Source organism: Micromonospora sp. NPDC052213, assembly GCF_040679695.1.
Lineage (GTDB): Bacteria > Actinomycetota > Actinomycetes > Mycobacteriales > Micromonosporaceae > Micromonospora.
Window position 1 is genome coordinate 13,392 of record NZ_JBFAVI010000080.1, and the last position, 14,910, is coordinate 28,301.

Annotated in this window: 12 protein-coding genes and 1 pseudogene; 6 read left to right on the forward strand and 7 right to left on the reverse strand. The window is 71.3% G+C overall.

Features of this window, described 5'->3' with window-relative positions:
* The coding region (locus AB0L34_RS19700) for an FAD-dependent oxidoreductase (protein WP_363705782.1) at nucleotides 1-1,208 on the reverse strand (1,208 nt) is incomplete at its 3' end.
* 35 nt (nucleotides 1,209-1,243) lie between these two features.
* Nucleotides 1,244-1,351: pseudogene (locus tag AB0L34_RS19705) on the reverse strand (ferredoxin); the annotation flags it as partial.
* 79 nt (nucleotides 1,352-1,430) lie between these two features.
* On the opposite strand from AB0L34_RS19705, the gene soxR reads away from it, so the two are divergent.
* The 3 genes from soxR (at nucleotide 1,431) to AB0L34_RS19720 (ending at nucleotide 3,981) form a co-directional block, all read left to right on the forward strand.
* Complete coding sequence (gene soxR / locus AB0L34_RS19710; protein ID WP_357454471.1) at nucleotides 1,431-1,919, forward strand: redox-sensitive transcriptional activator SoxR; 489 nt, start codon at nucleotides 1,431-1,433, stop codon at nucleotides 1,917-1,919.
* Nucleotides 1,920-2,204: 285 nt separating this feature from the next.
* The gene (sodN, locus tag AB0L34_RS19715) at nucleotides 2,205-2,609 is read left to right on the forward strand and encodes a superoxide dismutase, Ni (RefSeq protein WP_363705783.1); all 405 of its coding nucleotides are present in this window, start codon (nucleotides 2,205-2,207) and stop codon (nucleotides 2,607-2,609) included.
* A gap of 61 nt (nucleotides 2,610-2,670) precedes the next feature.
* A complete protein-coding gene (locus AB0L34_RS19720; RefSeq protein ID WP_363705784.1) occupies nucleotides 2,671-3,981 on the forward strand; it encodes a radical SAM protein in 1,311 nt (436 codons plus the stop codon).
* Between the two features lie 61 nt (nucleotides 3,982-4,042).
* Here the strand turns inward: AB0L34_RS19720 and AB0L34_RS19725 are convergent, their stop codons facing one another.
* From AB0L34_RS19725 to alr, 4 genes are read right to left on the reverse strand one after another with little or no spacing between them, the layout of a single operon-like run.
* Nucleotides 4,043-4,687, reverse strand: a complete 645-nt coding sequence (locus tag AB0L34_RS19725) for a M15 family metallopeptidase (protein ID WP_363705785.1) — start codon at nucleotides 4,685-4,687, stop codon at nucleotides 4,043-4,045.
* Nucleotides 4,684-5,859: a UDP-N-acetylglucosamine--N-acetylmuramyl-(pentapeptide) pyrophosphoryl-undecaprenol N-acetylglucosamine transferase gene (locus AB0L34_RS19730; protein ID WP_363705791.1), complete on the reverse strand. Its 1,176-nt coding sequence runs from the start codon at nucleotides 5,857-5,859 to the stop codon at nucleotides 4,684-4,686. The genes AB0L34_RS19725 and AB0L34_RS19730 overlap by 4 nt, the downstream gene beginning before the upstream one ends.
* The gene (locus AB0L34_RS19735; RefSeq protein ID WP_363705786.1) at nucleotides 5,859-6,887 is read right to left on the reverse strand and encodes a D-alanine--D-alanine ligase family protein; all 1,029 of its coding nucleotides are present in this window, start codon (nucleotides 6,885-6,887) and stop codon (nucleotides 5,859-5,861) included. The genes AB0L34_RS19730 and AB0L34_RS19735 overlap by 1 nt, the downstream gene beginning before the upstream one ends.
* On the reverse strand, nucleotides 6,884-8,047 hold the full coding sequence (gene alr, locus AB0L34_RS19740) for an alanine racemase (protein WP_363705792.1): 1,164 nt from the start codon (nucleotides 8,045-8,047) through the stop codon (nucleotides 6,884-6,886). The genes AB0L34_RS19735 and alr overlap by 4 nt, the downstream gene beginning before the upstream one ends.
* 385 nt (nucleotides 8,048-8,432) lie before the next feature.
* Between alr and AB0L34_RS19745 the strand changes: the two genes are divergently transcribed.
* Nucleotides 8,433-9,173 carry a response regulator transcription factor gene (locus AB0L34_RS19745; protein ID WP_363705787.1) on the forward strand — a complete coding sequence of 247 codons (741 nt, stop codon included), beginning with the start codon at nucleotides 8,433-8,435 and terminating at the stop codon, nucleotides 9,171-9,173.
* The gene (locus AB0L34_RS19750) at nucleotides 9,170-10,831 is read left to right on the forward strand and encodes an ATP-binding protein (protein WP_363705788.1); all 1,662 of its coding nucleotides are present in this window, start codon (nucleotides 9,170-9,172) and stop codon (nucleotides 10,829-10,831) included. The genes AB0L34_RS19745 and AB0L34_RS19750 overlap by 4 nt, the downstream gene beginning before the upstream one ends.
* 76 nt (nucleotides 10,832-10,907) lie before the next feature.
* Here the strand turns inward: AB0L34_RS19750 and AB0L34_RS19755 are convergent, their stop codons facing one another.
* Entirely contained in the window at nucleotides 10,908-13,790 is a 2,883-nt protein-coding gene (locus AB0L34_RS19755) for a BTAD domain-containing putative transcriptional regulator (RefSeq protein WP_363705789.1), read from the reverse strand.
* Nucleotides 13,791-13,969: 179 nt separating this feature from the next.
* Between AB0L34_RS19755 and AB0L34_RS19760 the strand changes: the two genes are divergently transcribed.
* Nucleotides 13,970-14,902, forward strand: coding sequence for a hypothetical protein (locus tag AB0L34_RS19760; protein ID WP_363705790.1), 933 nt, complete (start codon nucleotides 13,970-13,972; stop codon nucleotides 14,900-14,902).
* Nucleotides 14,903-14,910: the final 8 nt, after the last annotated feature.

Below are 14,910 nucleotides of genomic sequence, written 5' to 3' on the forward strand. Positions count from 1 at the left end.
GGCGTCCCCCCGGGGGCGCGGGCCCCCGGGGGGGTTTGGGTTGGTGGGGTACCTCCGGTGCTTACTTTTCCCCCAAGACGGTTTCTGGCCTTTGGTTGGGGGGGGGCGGGTGGGCCCCCCCCGAGGCCGATGCAGCCGCGTTTGGCCCAGCCGGCGACGTAGAGTCCCGGCTCGCCGAGCACCGCCCCGGCGCGATGCGGAACAGTGCGGGTATCGGAGTCGAAGGGCACCCCTGCCAGGGGTGACGCGGCGTAGCCGATGGCGCGGTAGACGGCCTCGACCTTGTGGTCCTCGTAGTCACCGGAACCGGTGATGTGCCCGTAGCCGTCGGGAACAGCGCGTTCGGTGCGCAGCCCTTGCACCCGGTCGACGCCGAGAACGGCTGCGGGGATCCGGTAGAAGTGCAGGTGGACGCGCCGTGACGCGGTCCGTGCGGCAGCGGGGATCCGCGACCAGGCTCGCAGGATGTCGACGACCTTCCGGGTGGGCGCGAATTGCCGGGTCATGCGCTCCATGTGCGGATCGGGGACCAGGTCCGCAGGGTCAACGATGACATCGACGTCGTCCTGGTCACCGAGCTCGCTCAGCTCCGTAGGGCTGAAGCGGGTGTCGGCCGGGCCGCGGCGCGCGAACAGATGGATGTCGCGGACCGGGCTGGCGGCGAACTCGTTCAACACGTGCAACGGGATGCCGGTGCCGGCGAGGGCGTACGCGGGCTTGCTCAGCATCCGGGTCACGTCGAGGGCGACGTTGCCGGCGCCGATCACGGCGACGGACTCCGCTCGCAGCGCCCACGCCGGTGCCGCGTCGGGGTGGCCGCCGTACCAGGCGACGAAGTCCGCCGCCCCGAAGGAGCCGGGCAGATCGAGGCCGGGCAACTCGACGGGGACGTCCCGCCGGGCGCCGGTGGCGATGACGACCGCGTCGTAGCGGTCGCGCAGGTCGCGCACCGTGACGTCGGTGCCGATCTCGACACCGCAGAAGAGCTGGGCGCCGCTGCCGGCGAGCACGGCACGGAGCTCGCTGGTGAGCTGCTCGACCCGGGCGGGATGGTCCGGGGCGATGCCGTGCCGGACCAGGCCGTACGGGGCGGGCAGCCGCTCGAAGATGTCGATCCGCGTCCCGGGTGCGAGCTCGCTCAAGGCACCGGCGGCGTGGACACCGGCCGGGCCGGCGCCGACGATCGCCACGGACAACTCGGTCGTCACTCCGTCTCCCGCGGCGGCGGCGCGACCACGAACGCATGGATGGACAGCATCCGAGCGCCCTCGTCGTTGCAGTCGACGGGGCATTCGTCGACGCGCGCCTTGTCCGTCAGATCCACGCGGGGCAACGCGATCACGTAAGTCACGGCGTGAACGCTAGAACCTCAACCGCACTTCACCTCAACCGCTTGAACTCAACCAGGGTTCAAGTTTTACGGTCTCCGGGTGCCACCAGAGCAGCCTGCGGGCCCGGATGATCTGCTCACCGTCGGCGAGGTCACTGCTCGTACCGGGTTGCCCGCCTCCGCACTACGGTTCTACGAGGACAAGGGGCTGATCGCCGCCGAGCGCAGCCCTGGCAATCAGCGCCTCTACCGGCGCCACATGTTGCGCCGTATCTCTCTTGTCCTCGCCGCCAGACGGCTCGGCGTCCCGCTCGCCGACGTCGCCGCACTCTTCGCCACGCTGCCGGCCGGCCAACCGCCAAGCCAGCACGACTGGCACCGCGTGTCGCGCATGTGGAAAGGCGAGCTGGAAGCCCGGCGGCGCTACATCGGGAACCTCGAGCGCCAGCTCACCGGCTGCATCGGGTGCGGCTGCCTCTCCATGCGGTCATGTGGGATGCGCAATCCCGGGGATCGGCTCCGCCATCAGGGCCAGGGACCGGTACGCCTCGACGAGAAGTGTGAGCAGGACATCCCCGGCTTGACCTGAAGTCGGGTTGAACGTCTAGCGTCGTTGTTGTGGATCAAGGAATCGGCGTCGGGGAGCTGATGAGGGGTGCCCCGGAGCATGGATGGAGCAGCCTGCCGGCCGGGGAACCGATCCTGCCGGGTGCTCCGGGTGCCCTACGCGGCGTACCGATGCACCGGGTGCCCGTCGGCGCCGCGACGCTCGTCGCGGCTGCTGCGCTCACGTGTTCCTCGGGCCGATGACGGTCCGCTCGTCCAGTCACGCCAGGGATTTCGTCACTACACCGTTGTTGCCGGAGGGAATCTGATGAAGCTGTCATCTCTGCTGCGCCCGCGGACCACCGCGAGCGCCCACTGCGACCTGCCCTGCGGGGTCTACGACCCGGCCCAGGCCCGCATCGAGGCCGAGTCGCTCCTCGCGATCAGCAAGAAGTACCAGGACAACACCGACCCGGAGTTCCGCGCCCGTTCGCTGATCATCAAGGAGCAGCGCGCCGAACTGGTCAAGCACCACCTCTGGGTGCTGTGGACCGACTACTTCAAGGCGTCACACTTCGAGAAGTACCCGCAGCTGCACGGCCTGTTCAACGAGGCCACCAAGCTGGCCGGTGCCAGCGGCACGAAGGGCTCCGCCGACCCGGCCGTCGCCGAGCAACTCCTCGCCAAGATCGAGGAGATCGCGAAGATCTTCTGGGAGACCAAGCAGAGCTGACACGTCGGTGGTCGGGTGGCGCCCTGCCACCCGGTCCGCACAACCCGTCCAGGAGGGGTGTATGCCGTCTCGCACCGATCTCGTCGAGAATGTGATGAGCTGTTTCCCACAGGTACCGCACGAGGCGGTCATCAAGGAGGACCTGCTGCGCGGCGGGCTCGCCTTCGACGACTCGGCGCTGACGGACAACGAAACCGGCGACGTCAAACCGAAGTCGTACTTCATCTTCTCCTTCGACCACCGGACCCTGCCGGAGCTGGGCACGGCCGCGCTGCGCCGGCCGCCCGAGGAGATCGTGCTCACCGGCGGGCCGTACGGGCTGCGGCGGACGATCGTGTCGGTCCGCACCAATCCTGCCTCGCCGTACCGCGTCAGGACCGGCGACGACGGACGGACTCGACTGTTCCTGGACGGCAAGCCGATCGCCGACGTCGGGCTGCCGCCGATGCCGGCGTACTACCAGCGGACGCTGGCCAACGGGAAATCGGTGATGGAGGTGGCACCGACGATCCAGTGGGGCTACCTCATCTACCTGACCGTCTTCCGGGTCTGCCAGTACTTCGGCGCGAAGGAGGAGTGCCAGTACTGCGACATCAACCACAACTGGCGGCAGCACAAGGCGGCCGGGCGCCCGTACACCGGGGTCAAACCCGTCGACGAAGTCCTCGAGGCCCTGGAGATCATCGACAGGTACGACACCGAGCGTGCGTCCCAGGCGTACACGCTTACCGGCGGCAGCATCACGTCCAAGGTCGACGGGCGCGCTGAGGCCGACTTCTACGGCCGGTACGCCCAGGCGATCGAGGAACGGTTCCCGGGGCGCTGGCTCGGCAAGGTGGTCGCGCAGGCCCTGCCCCGCACCGACGTGCAGCGGTTCAAGGACTATGGCATTCAGATCTACCACCCCAACTACGAGGTGTGGGACAAGCGCCTGTTCGAGCTCTACTGCCCCGGCAAGGAGCGCTACGTCGGCCGCGAGGAGTGGCACCGCCGCATTCTCGACTCGGCCGAAATCTTCGGGCCGCGCAACGTGATCCCGAACTTCGTGGCCGGCGTCGAGATGGCCGCCCCGCACGGCTTCACGACCGTGGACGAGGCCATCGCGTCCACCGCCGAGGGCCTCCAGTACTTCATGTCGCGCGGCATCACCCCGCGCTTCACCACCTGGTGCCCCGAGCCGACCACGCCGCTCGGCCGCACCAATCCGGAGGGGGCGCCGCTGGAGTACCACGTCCGGCTGCTGGAGGTCTACCGCGCGACCATGGAGAGCAACGGCCTCTCCAGCCCGCCCGGATACGGGCCGGCCGGACCCGGCCAAGCCGTGTTCTCCGTCAGCTCCTTCATGGACAACCTCCCGACCGGGCGTTCGTGATGACAGGCTCCCCGGTCGCCGTGGACGACCAGAAGCAACAGGTCGATCTCGTACAGCCGCGTCACGAAAGGTCCACCGGCCCGTACCGGGTCCGGGTGGCCCCGGTGGTCAGCGCCCAGTAGCGGTCGCCGAACGACCAGTGCCACCATTCGGTCGGGTAGTTGACCATGCCGGCGGACGAGAGCGCCCGGGCGAGGATGTCGCGGTTGGTGCGGGCCTGCGGGGAGATGTGGGGTGCTCCGGTGAAGCAGGCGTTGGCGCTGTCCACCGGGCTGGCGTTGACGATCGTGCCCAGGTCCAGTTCGATCCCGTCGGCCGTGCAGAGGGTGAGGTCGACCGTCCCGCCGGTGCTGTGCGGAGCCACCTCGGGCGGCGAGATGTACTTGCTGGCCTCCACGTGCCGGCGCGCCGAATCCCACTCCGGGTACCTGCGGCGCAGTTCGTCCTTGTAGCTCTCGAAGTAGGTCGTCTGCAGGCTGAGCGGCCGGTACCCCTCGATGATCAGCAGTCGCAGTCCTCGGGGCAGGGTCCGCTGGGCGGCGAGCAGGCGCTGGACCGTTGCCTCACGAAGGTGCGCGTAGGCCCCGGCCTCGTCGGCCAGGCGATCGTCAACCCGAAGGTCCGCAACCTGGCGCACGTCGACCAGGGCTTCCCCGTTGTCGCCCAGCGGGATGGCCGAGATCCGCCGATCAGACAGCAGGATCATGACCGGCACCGGCTGGCGGCGTCGATGATTGCGCTGGCCACGGCTGCGGCCGCGTGGGGGCGGCCGTGTCGACGGGCGGCGGTGGCCAGTTCCTGGCGTCGTTCCGGGTGGTCGAGCAGCACCATGATCTCCTCGTAGAGGCGGTTGGCGGAGGCGTCGGGGCCGGCGAGCATGCGGGAGGCACCGGCGTCGGCGAGATGTCGTGCGGTCCGTTGCTGTTCGTCGCCGCCGGTGGGGATGAGCGGGATGAGGACGCATGCCTTGCCCAGGGCGGTGAGTTCGGCGACGGTGCCGGCGCCGCTGCGCGCGACGACGATGTCCGCGGCGCTCAGGACGTCCGGCAGCTCGCCGTGGACGTAGTCGACGACCCGGTACCTGCTGCGCAGGTGTTCCGGGAGGGTGGCCGCGACCTGCCGCATCCGGTCCAGGGAGTAGTCGCCGCACTGGTGGAGCACCTGACATTTCCGCAGGAGTCCGGGGAGGATGTCGGCGATCAGGTTGTTGACCTGGACGGCGCCCTGGGCGCCGCCGGTGACGTACACCAACGGCAGGCGGGGGTCCAGGTGGTGTGCGGCGAGCGCCCGGTTGCGGTTACCCGTGAGGATCTCGGGCCGGATCGGGTTGCCGGTGACCACCGCGCGGGTTCTCGCCCGGGCAGGCAGATGGTCGACGGACGATTCGTGGCTCAGCAGGACTCGATCAGCGAGGCGGGCGAGGATCCGGTTCGCCAGCCCGAGCGTGAGGACCTGCTCGTGCATGACCAGCGGGCGGCGGGTCGTCCAGGCGGCGATCCCGATCGGGACGGAGACGTATCCGCCGGTGGAGAAGACCACCTCGGGCCGGGTGCGCACCACGATCATGACGGCCTGGACAATGCCAAGCGGCACGCGGAAGGCGTCGGCGAGGTTGCGGCCCCACTCGTGCAGGTTCGGCGAGCGGCGCAGTTTGCCGGTGGTGATCGCCAGGAAGGGAATGCCCTCCTGCCGGGCGATTCTGGCCTCCAGTCCGTGGGCGACGCCCACCCAGCGGACGTCCGGTTCGGTGCCGGCTGCCGCCAGCCGGTCACGGAGCGTACGGATCGTGGTCAGCGCCGGATAGGTGTGCCCGCCCGTTCCCCCGCCGGTGACGATGACGCGGATGCTGCGGAGATGTTCCGCGACGTAGACGGCCATCAGCAGGGACTCGGGCATGGGAAGGCGGTGTCGCGTCGGTGCGGTGCGCCCTGGATGAGGATGTCGAGCAGTGCCGAGTAGCCGACGCCGGCCCGCTGCCAGATCTGCGGGTACTGGGAGGCGGCGGTGAATCCGGGGAAGGTGTTGACCTCGTTGATCACCGGCTCCCGGTCGTCTCCGGTCCACCCTGTGCCGTGGTCGGCGTGCGGATCCGGGAGGAAGAAGTCGACGCGGAGCAGCCCACGGCATCCGAGCGCGTGGAACGCCTGCACGGCCCGGTCCTGCAGCAGTCGGGTGGTGCCGGGGTCGAGCCGGGCCGGAATGTGGAAGACGGCACCGCCGTCGTACTTGGCGTCGTAGTCGAAGAAGGAGGCGTTCGCCACCCGTATCTCCAGCGGCGGCCCGGCCTCGACGCGACCGTCGGGGTGCTGAAGGACGCCGACGTCGATCTCGCGCCCACGCACGGCGCGTTCGACGAGAACCTTCGCGTCGCTCTGACGCGCGAGCCGCAGGGCGGCGGGCAGTTGCGCCCATTGTTCGACCCTGGAGACGCCCAGGCTGGAGCCGGCCCGGGCCGGTTTGACGAAGACAGGCAGTCCCAGCCGCTCCTGGTCCCGCGACGACAGCTCCTCGTCGGGGCGCAGCGTCACCCCGGCGGCCACGCGCAGGCCGTCGGCGGCGAGGAGTTTCTTCGTGACCGACTTGTCCATCCCGGCGGCGCTGGCGAAGACACCGTTTCCGACGAACGCGACGCCGAGCCACTCCAGCATCGACTGGACGGTGCCGTCCTCACCGTACGGGCCGTGCAGCGCCGGGAACACCACGTCCTGGTCGCCGAGGGTCCGCAGCGCCTGCGCGAACGTGGCCCGGTCGCCGTTCACCCGCCACTGGCCGTCCCGCTCGATCAGCACCTCGGTCACGTCGTACGTGTCACGGTCGAGATGGGCCAGGATGCTTTCCGCCGAGCGCCGGGAGACGTCGTGCTCCCCGCTGCGCCCACCGAACAGCACCGCCAAACGAACAGTCACGATGTTGCCGCTTCCCCGTGTAGGTGTGCGCGCGCCACTCGCGCGCCGATTCCGGTCAGGACTTCGTGCGGGATGGTGCCGGCCCACCGCGCCCACTCGGCGGCCGTCGGCTCGGCCGGGTCGGGCGAGCCGGGCTCGGCGCCGGGGCCGAAGACGACCACGGGATCGCCGAGCGCCACCGGTAGCTCGCCGACATCGACGACGCACTGATCCATGGCGATACGGCCGACGATCGGGCATCGTCGACCGGCGAGCCAGACCCACGCGCGGCCCTCGGCGGTGCGCGACAGGCCATCGGCGTACCCGAGCGGCAGCAGAGCGAGCGTGGTCGGCCGATCGGTCACGTGGTCGGGCCCGTACGAGACGCCGGTCCCGGCGGGCACGCGTTTCAGGTTGATCACCCTCGACCGCAGGGTCATGGCGGGTCGCAGGCCGAACCGGCGGGGACCGGCCGCGCCAAAGGGGTCGATGCCGTACATGGCCAGGCCGATCCGACAGAGATCGAACCGGGTCTCCGGGGCGGCCAGTGCCGCCGCCGAATTCGCCAGGTGCACCACGTCCGGATCAAGCCCGGCAGCTCGGACGATCCGCAGTGCCTCCCGGAACGTTGACAGCTGCCGCGCGATGCTCGGGCAGCCAGGCACGTCGGCGTTGGTCAGGTGGGACCACACCCCGTGTACCCGGATGCTGCCCTCCGCCTCGTGCTTGCGAGCCCAGGCGACCAGCTCGGGCCATTCGTCGCCGCTGGCACCGTTGCGGGACAGACCGACGTCCGCCTTGAGCTGGACCGCGGCGGGCACACCGAGACCCGCGGCCGCGTCGGCGACCGCGCGCAGATGGGTCAGGGTCGACACCGCGATGTCGACGTCCGCGGCGATCAGGCGGGCGAAGTCCTCGTCCGGCCGGTGCAGCCAGCTCAGGACGGGCGCGTCGATGCCCGCCGATCGCAGTGCCACCGCCTCCGTCGCCGAGGTCACGCCCAGCCAGTCGGCGCCGGCCCCCAACGCCGCCCGCGCCACCGGCACCGCGCCGTGCCCGAACGCGTCGGCCTTCACCACGGCCATCAACCCGGTCCGTGCGATCGCTGCGATCGTCCGAATGTTCTGCGCGATCGCCGCGAGATCTATCACGGCCTCGGCCAGCTCGGCACCCCCACTGATCACACCGGTCACCGCGCCCCGACCGCGCGTACCCGGCGTCACCCGGCAGCCCTGGGATCGACGGGCGGTTCGTCCGGCGGTTCGGCGGCCCCGTGCCCGCCGACAGCGGCGGCCCGACGCACCGCGAGCGTCTCCCGGATCCGCCGCCGGACCGCCCGCCGCTGTCGCTCCCCGCGGCGGCCCGGGTGTGCTGGTTCCAGGATCATGTCCGGCTCCTGACTGACATGACCGGCACGGTAGGCAGCCTGTGGTGAAGAACCCTTGAAGAAGCCGTGGGCCAGCTGTGCGGACATCCCGCTCGCCGCTCTCCGGAGCCGTCCGCATCAGTTCTTCACAGGTTTCGGCTTTACTTGACCCCCGCCACCACTAGCCGGAACGGGGAAACATGAGCGCGCGGATCCTGGTCGCCGAGGACGACCCCAAGCAGGCCCACCTGGTACGGGTCTATCTCGAACGCGAGGGGCACAGCGTGCTGCTGGTCGGCGACGGGCGGGCCGCGCTGGACCAGTGTCGGTCCCGCCGGCCGGACCTGGTGGTCCTCGACGTGATGATGCCGGTCGTCGACGGCCTCGACGTGTGCCGGATCCTGCGCGCCGAGTCGGAGATTCCGATCCTGCTGCTGACCGCCCGCACCACCGAGGACGACGTCCTGCTGGGCCTCGATCTCGGTGCCGACGACTACCTCACCAAGCCGTACAGCCCGCGGGAACTGGCCGCCCGGGTACGGGCGCTGCTGCGCCGGGCCCGGGTGGTGAGCGCCGACAACCGGGCGGTGCTGCGCGTCGGCGAGATCGAGGTGGACGCCGGCCGGTTCGAGGTACGCGTCGGCGGCCGGCCGGTCGCCCTGACGGCCAAGGAGTTCGGCATCCTCGAGGTGCTCGCCGGCGAGCCCGGGCGGGTGTTCACCCGGGCGCAGATCATCGACCGTGCCTTCGGATTCGATCATTTCGTGCTCGAACGCACCGTCGACGCGCACGTGATGAACCTCCGCCGCAAGATCGAGGCCGACGTTGCCGAGCCACGGTACGTGCAGACCGTCTACGGCCGCGGCTACCGGCTCGCCGAACCGGCGCCGGAACCGGCGGCGACGCCGACGCCCGAGGGGACGCCCGGAGCCGGCCGGTGAGTTTTCGGCTACGGGTGCTCTGGCTGGTCATCCTCGTCGCGGTGAGCGCGACCGCAGCGACCGCGTGGCTGACCCTGCGGCAGGCCTCGCAACAGATCAACGAGTCGGCCACCGTCGACCGGGCGCAGCTCGACCAGGTCGTCGCCCGACTCAAGGCGTACGGCAGCCGGCACGGCACCTGGGAGGGCGTGCCCGGCCTGGTGCAGGACCTGCGCGCCGAGACCGGTCAGCGGATCCACCTGGTCGCCGATACGGGCCAGGTGATCGTGGACACGGACACCCAGGAGAATCGCACCGCCCGGCCGCTCGGCACGATGGTCGGGTTCGTCGACCCGCGGCCGGTGCTGAATCTGGCCGCGTTGCCGACGGAGCCGGCGGGCCGGGAGAAAGGCGTGGTCGGGGCGATCGCCTCCTACCGCACGGGCGTGCTGTTCGCGGCCTGCCTGACCCGGGAATCCGTTCCTGTCGTCGCCTCACCTACCAGCACGGGAGTTCCGCAGTTCGACGCAGAACCGAGCACGACCGACGTACGCGGTCGCCAGGGCGTCGACGAGATCGTCCGCACCTGTCGCGACATCGCGGCCCGGCCGAACCGGGACCGGGCGGCCGGCGCCGAACGGGTGCGGGGCTGTGGCGCCCTGATGGCGGTGGAGCCACTGGATTCCTGCCTGGCCCAGGTCTTCACCAACCAGATCAGCGACGTCGCGCCGGTACCCGCCCGGGTCTACCTCGGCGCTCGTGGCGATCCGGCGTCCGCGCTGGCGGCCGGTCCGCTGCTCGCCGCGGCAGCGGGCGTGGCGGCGGTCGCGATCATCGGCACCGTGCTGCTGAGCCGGCGGGTGCTGCGCCCCATCGACACGCTCACCGCGGCCGCTCATCGGCTCGGCCGGGGCGACCTCACCGGACGGGTGCCGGTGCGGGGCAACGACGAGCTGGCGGAGTTGGCCCGGTCGTTCAACCGGATGGCCGACTCCCTGCAGCGCGGGGAGGAGCGGCAACGCCGGTTGGTCGCCGACGTCGCACACGAACTGCGCACCCCGCTGGCCAACCTGCGCGGCTATCTCGAGGCGCTCTCCGACGGCGTGGTCACGCCGGACCAGGAGCTCTACGCCTCGCTGCTCGAAGAGGCGGTGCTGCAGCAGCGCATCGTCGACGACCTGCAGGACCTGGCCCTGGCTGAGGCCGGCAACCTGGCGTACCACCGGGTCACGGTGGATCTGGCCGAACTCCTGGAGACGTGCGGCACCGCCCACCACGCCCGGGCGGAGTCAGCCGGGGTGTCGTTGCGCGTGGCGGCCGAGCCGGTCGCGGTACACGCCGATCCCGACCGGCTCCGCCAGGTGGTGGGCAATCTCGTCACCAACGCACTACGGGCGACCGCTGCGGGCGGCAGCGTCCGGCTGGTCGCGAGCCGCACCGAAAGGCAGGCGATCGTCCAGGTCGTCGACACCGGCTCGGGAATCGCAGCGGACGCGCTGCCGCATGTGTTCGACCGGTTCTGGCGGGCCGACGCCGCACGGGGCCGCCGTACCGGAGGCAGTGGTCTCGGCCTCGCCATCGCCCGGCAGATCGTCACCGACCACCAGGGCACCGTCACGGTCGCGAGTGAGGTCGGCGTCGGGACGACATTCACCATCACGCTCCCCCGCGCCCACTAGCGGAAGGCGCAGGCGGGGGGTCAAGTCCAGCGTGGTCGGCGCCATCCCGCTCGGTAGCGCCGTCGGCCCCACATGTTCAGCCGTCGGCGATGCCGGCCAGCTTGTCACGGGGTCGCTCGGCGTCGGGGAGGTCCAGTTCGTCGAAGATCGCCGCCGCGTCGCGCCACGCGGTGCGGGCCGCGGCCAGGTCACCGGCCGCCTGATGGGTGTCGCCGAGCTTGTCCAGCACATCGGCTTCGTCGTACCGGTCGCCGAGTTCCCGGTGCAGGCGCAGCGCGCGGTGGTAACAGTCGAGCGCCCGCAGGTGCTCGCCCCGCCCGTGCTGGGCGAAACCCAGGCTGTCCCAGATCATGGCAGCGCCGCGTCGGTCGTCGGTCTCCTCATTGAGCCGCAGGGCTTCCCGGAGGTGCGGCAGCGCCGCCTCGTGGTCACCCCGCTGGGCGTACGACCAGCCGAGATTGTTCAACGCCTTCGCCTGGCCGGGTAGATGCCCGGCACTGCGGTACAGGTCGAGTGCCTGCCGGGTCGGGTCGAGCGCGGCGTCGTGCCGGCCCTGACGGGCCAGCACCCAACTGATGCCCAGGTGAGCGTGCGCCTGACCCGCGTCGTCGCCCAGCCGCCGGTACAACGCCAACGTGTCCCGGTAGTGCCGGTGGGCGTCGGAGTGCCGCTCCAACCAGGTGTAGGCGATGGCGAGGCCGTGATGTGCCTGGGCCTGCCCGAACAGGTCGGCCGCGCGCCGTGCCGCCGCCAGCGCCGTCTGCTGGACCGCGCGCAGGTCGTCCCAGTGCCCACGCCGGTCGAGATACGTGGTGAGTACCGTCGCCAGGGACCAGACGTGGGTGTCGAAGCCCTCGGTGGCGGCCTGCGCCACGGTGGCCAGCAGCACCTGGTGCTCTCCGGTGAACCAGTCGACCGCCCAGCGGTGGTCCGACCCGGTCGACACGGTCACCCCGGCCCGCGCCGGCGGCAGGGTCACCGGGCAGGCCAGGCGGTAGGGATAGAACAGCTCGTCGGCGGCGTGGGTGGTGTGCAGATAGTGGTCGAACAGGCGGTGCCGGGCGGCCTCCCGGTCCGCCGTCGAGTCGACCTCGTCGCACAGTTGTGCGGCGTAGGCGCGCAGCAGGTCGTGCGTGGCGTACCGGCCCGGGGAACGCTCGGTGAGCAGGTTCGCCCGGGTCAGCCCTGCCAGCAGCGGACGGACCTGGGACAACGACACCCCCGCCAGGCTCGCCGCCGCGGGCTGCCCGACATCGGGCCCGGGGTGCAGGCCCAGCCGCCGGAACAGCCGCGCGGACCCGGCGTCCAACGCCTGATACGACCAGGAGAAAACCAGCCGTACGTCGGTGGCCGGATCACCGGCGTCGAACGCCGACAGGTCACCCGCGCGGGTCGCGGCGAGTTCGGCGGCGAGCGTGCCCAGCGGAAGGTCGGGGGCGGTGGCGGCCCGGGCCGCCACGATCGCCAACGCCAGGGGCAGTCGGGCGCACCGCCCGACGATCGCCTCGACCGCCATCGGCTCCGCCTGACAGCGGTCCCGGCCGAGTCGGCGCTCCAGCAGCGCCCGCGCCTCGTCCGGGGCGAGCAGGTCCAGCGACACCGGGTGGGCGCCGTCGGTGACGGTCAGCCCCGTCAACTGGTTACGGCTGGTCACCACCACCAGGCAGCCCGACGTACCGGGTAGCAGGGGTCGTACCTGGTCGGCGTCCCGGGCGTTGTCCAGCAGCACCAGCATCCGTCTGCCGGCCACCGTCGTCCGGAACAGGGCCGCCTGCTGGGTGGGGTCGCTGGGCATGCGCTGCGGGGACACGTGCAGCGCCTCCAGGAAACCCCGGAGCGCCTCGCCGGGCGACACGGCTCGTCCGGCGAGATCGAAACCACGCAGGTTGACGTACAACTGCCCGTCCGGGAAGCGGTGCGCGACCCGGTGCGCCCAGTGCACGGCCGTCGTGGTCTTCCCGACCCCGGCGGTACCGCTGATGGTGCAGATGACCACCGTCCGGTTCGTACCGGCGTCGGTCGGGGTGTCGGCGTCTTCCGGCAGCAGGGCGTCCAGTTCCCGCAGGGCCCCCGTCCGGCCGGTGAACCCGGCCAGGTCCGCCGGGAGTTGAGCCGGGGCGGGTGTGGACCCGGCGGGCGGGCCGGCCGAGCGGCCCCCGGGCTCAGCCGGCTCCCCAGCCGGCACGCCGCCTCCGCGCGCCGACTCCGGCCCGGTCACCTCCTGGCGCAGCACCCGCAGGTACGTCTCCGCCAGTTCGGCGGCCGGTTCCACGCCCAGGCCCTCCACCAGCCGGCGCCGCGTGTCGGCGTACACCCGCAGTGCATCCGCCTGGCACCCGGATCCGGCGAGCGCGACGAGGTAGTGTGCGACCAGCCGCTCCCGCAACGGATGGGCGTCGACGAGCGGACGCAGGGTGCGTGCGACGGTCTCGTGCCCGCCGAGCGCCAACTCCACCGCGGCCAGTTGCTCCTGGGCGAGCAGCCGCTGCTCGTCCAGGCCCGCGGCGGCGGCCTCGACGAACGCTCCCGCCGCCCCGGCCAACGCCGGCCCGCGCCACAGGGCCAGGCCGGCGCGCAGCAGCCGCGCTGCCTCCGCCAGCTGTCCGGCCGCCTCGGCAGCCCGGGCCTGTCGCAGCAGGACGGTGAACTCGGCCAGATCCAGTGCGCCGTCGTCGACGAGCAACCGGTAGCCGCCGCTGTGTGTGACGAGTGCCCCGGAGAGGTCGGCGGCACGCAACGCGGCCCGGATCCGGGACACGCACACCTGGACCTGGGTCCGCGCGCTCACCGGCGGGTCGGCGGCCCACAGCGCCTCGATCAGCTGCCCTGGCGAGACCAGCCGGCCGGCGTTGAGCATCAGCATCGCCAGGAGCGCGCGGTGCTGCGGCCGGTCGATGGGCAGGGCCCGCCCCGCGACGGAGACCTCCACCGGGCCGAGGACGCACCACCTCATTGTCATCCCTGCTCCTGTGGCCGGACGATCACCATCCTAAGTGGTCGATGGGGTGGCAAGCCGTCGGCTAGCCGACGGCAAGCGTGGTCTCCGACGCTCATGTCAGCCGTCGGCGAACGTCCGGCGGAGCTGACCGGCGTGCCGTGCACACCGGTCGGCGCTTCGAAACGACAGGAGGTCTTCAGATGCGAATCCGCACCAGTACCGGTCCCGTTACGGCAGCCGTCGTGCTGGCCGCGTCGCTGGCGGGTGCCGGCTGGGCGGCCCCGGCCTTCGCCGAGTTCGATCCGATCCCGGCGAAGCCCGTCGTGACCGGGGTCGAGAAGGTTGCCGTGACGACGACCTTCGGCAGCTCGGACCGAACCCGTACGGTGCCCTGCCCGGCCGGCAAGGTCGCCCTCGGTGGGGGTGGCTACCTGACCAGCCCCTCGGACGCGGCCGGACGGGTGGCGATGGACAGGTCCGCGCCGTCCACCGACGGTACGAGCTGGACGGTGTCGATGCGTGAGGTCGGCGCGGTCAAGTACACCGGAGACTGGCGCTTCACCTACTTCGCCTTCTGCGCCGACCGGCCGTCCGGCTACCAGGTGGTGTCGGAGGTCAAGACCGGATGGAACGACCACCACCGGTTGTCCAAGACCGCGGCCTGCCCGGGCACCACGAAGGTCCTCGGCTCGGGCGCAGAGGTCTACAACTCGAACAGCGCCTTCGTCCTCGACCGGGTTTCCCTCGGCGACGCCCTGTGGCCGAACGGGGGAACCAACTACACCTGGGCCGTCGCCCGGACGGTGGACCAGGGCACGGTGGCGCACGGCACGGAAGCCCTCCGGACGTTCGCCATCTGCGCCAACGAGCCCGCCGGCTACGAGGTGGTACGTGCGGCGTCGGAGATGACGAGCGGTTCGCTCAGGAACGTCGCCGGCTCCTGCACCCTCGGCAAGCTGCTCAGCGTGGGCGCCGGCATCGAGGTCTCCAGCATCCACGAGGACGACCGGACCCAGACCCTGCTCACCGGGCTGAACGGCACGGCTGGCACGGCGAACGCCTGGGCCCACGAGGACGCCGACGGATACGCCGAGGCGTGGGGGCTCTCGCTGGCCCTGGTCTGCGCGAGCTGACCCGCCGT

Excerpts from the sequence above, each read along its gene's own strand:
- sodN (WP_363705783.1), top strand. The coding sequence starts at position 2,205 with ATGAAGCTGTCATCTCTGCTGCGCCCGCGGACCACCGCGAGCGCCCAC.
- AB0L34_RS19720 (WP_363705784.1), top strand. The coding sequence starts at position 2,671 with ATGCCGTCTCGCACCGATCTCGTCGAGAATGTGATGAGCTGTTTCCCA.
- AB0L34_RS19725 (WP_363705785.1), bottom strand. The coding sequence starts at position 4,687 with ATGATCCTGCTGTCTGATCGGCGGATCTCGGCCATCCCGCTGGGCGAC.
- AB0L34_RS19730 (WP_363705791.1), bottom strand. The coding sequence starts at position 5,859 with ATGGCCGTCTACGTCGCGGAACATCTCCGCAGCATCCGCGTCATCGTC.
- AB0L34_RS19745 (WP_363705787.1), top strand. The coding sequence starts at position 8,433 with ATGAGCGCGCGGATCCTGGTCGCCGAGGACGACCCCAAGCAGGCCCAC.
- AB0L34_RS19755 (WP_363705789.1), bottom strand. The coding sequence starts at position 13,790 with ATGACAATGAGGTGGTGCGTCCTCGGCCCGGTGGAGGTCTCCGTCGCG.
- AB0L34_RS19760 (WP_363705790.1), top strand. The coding sequence starts at position 13,970 with ATGCGAATCCGCACCAGTACCGGTCCCGTTACGGCAGCCGTCGTGCTG.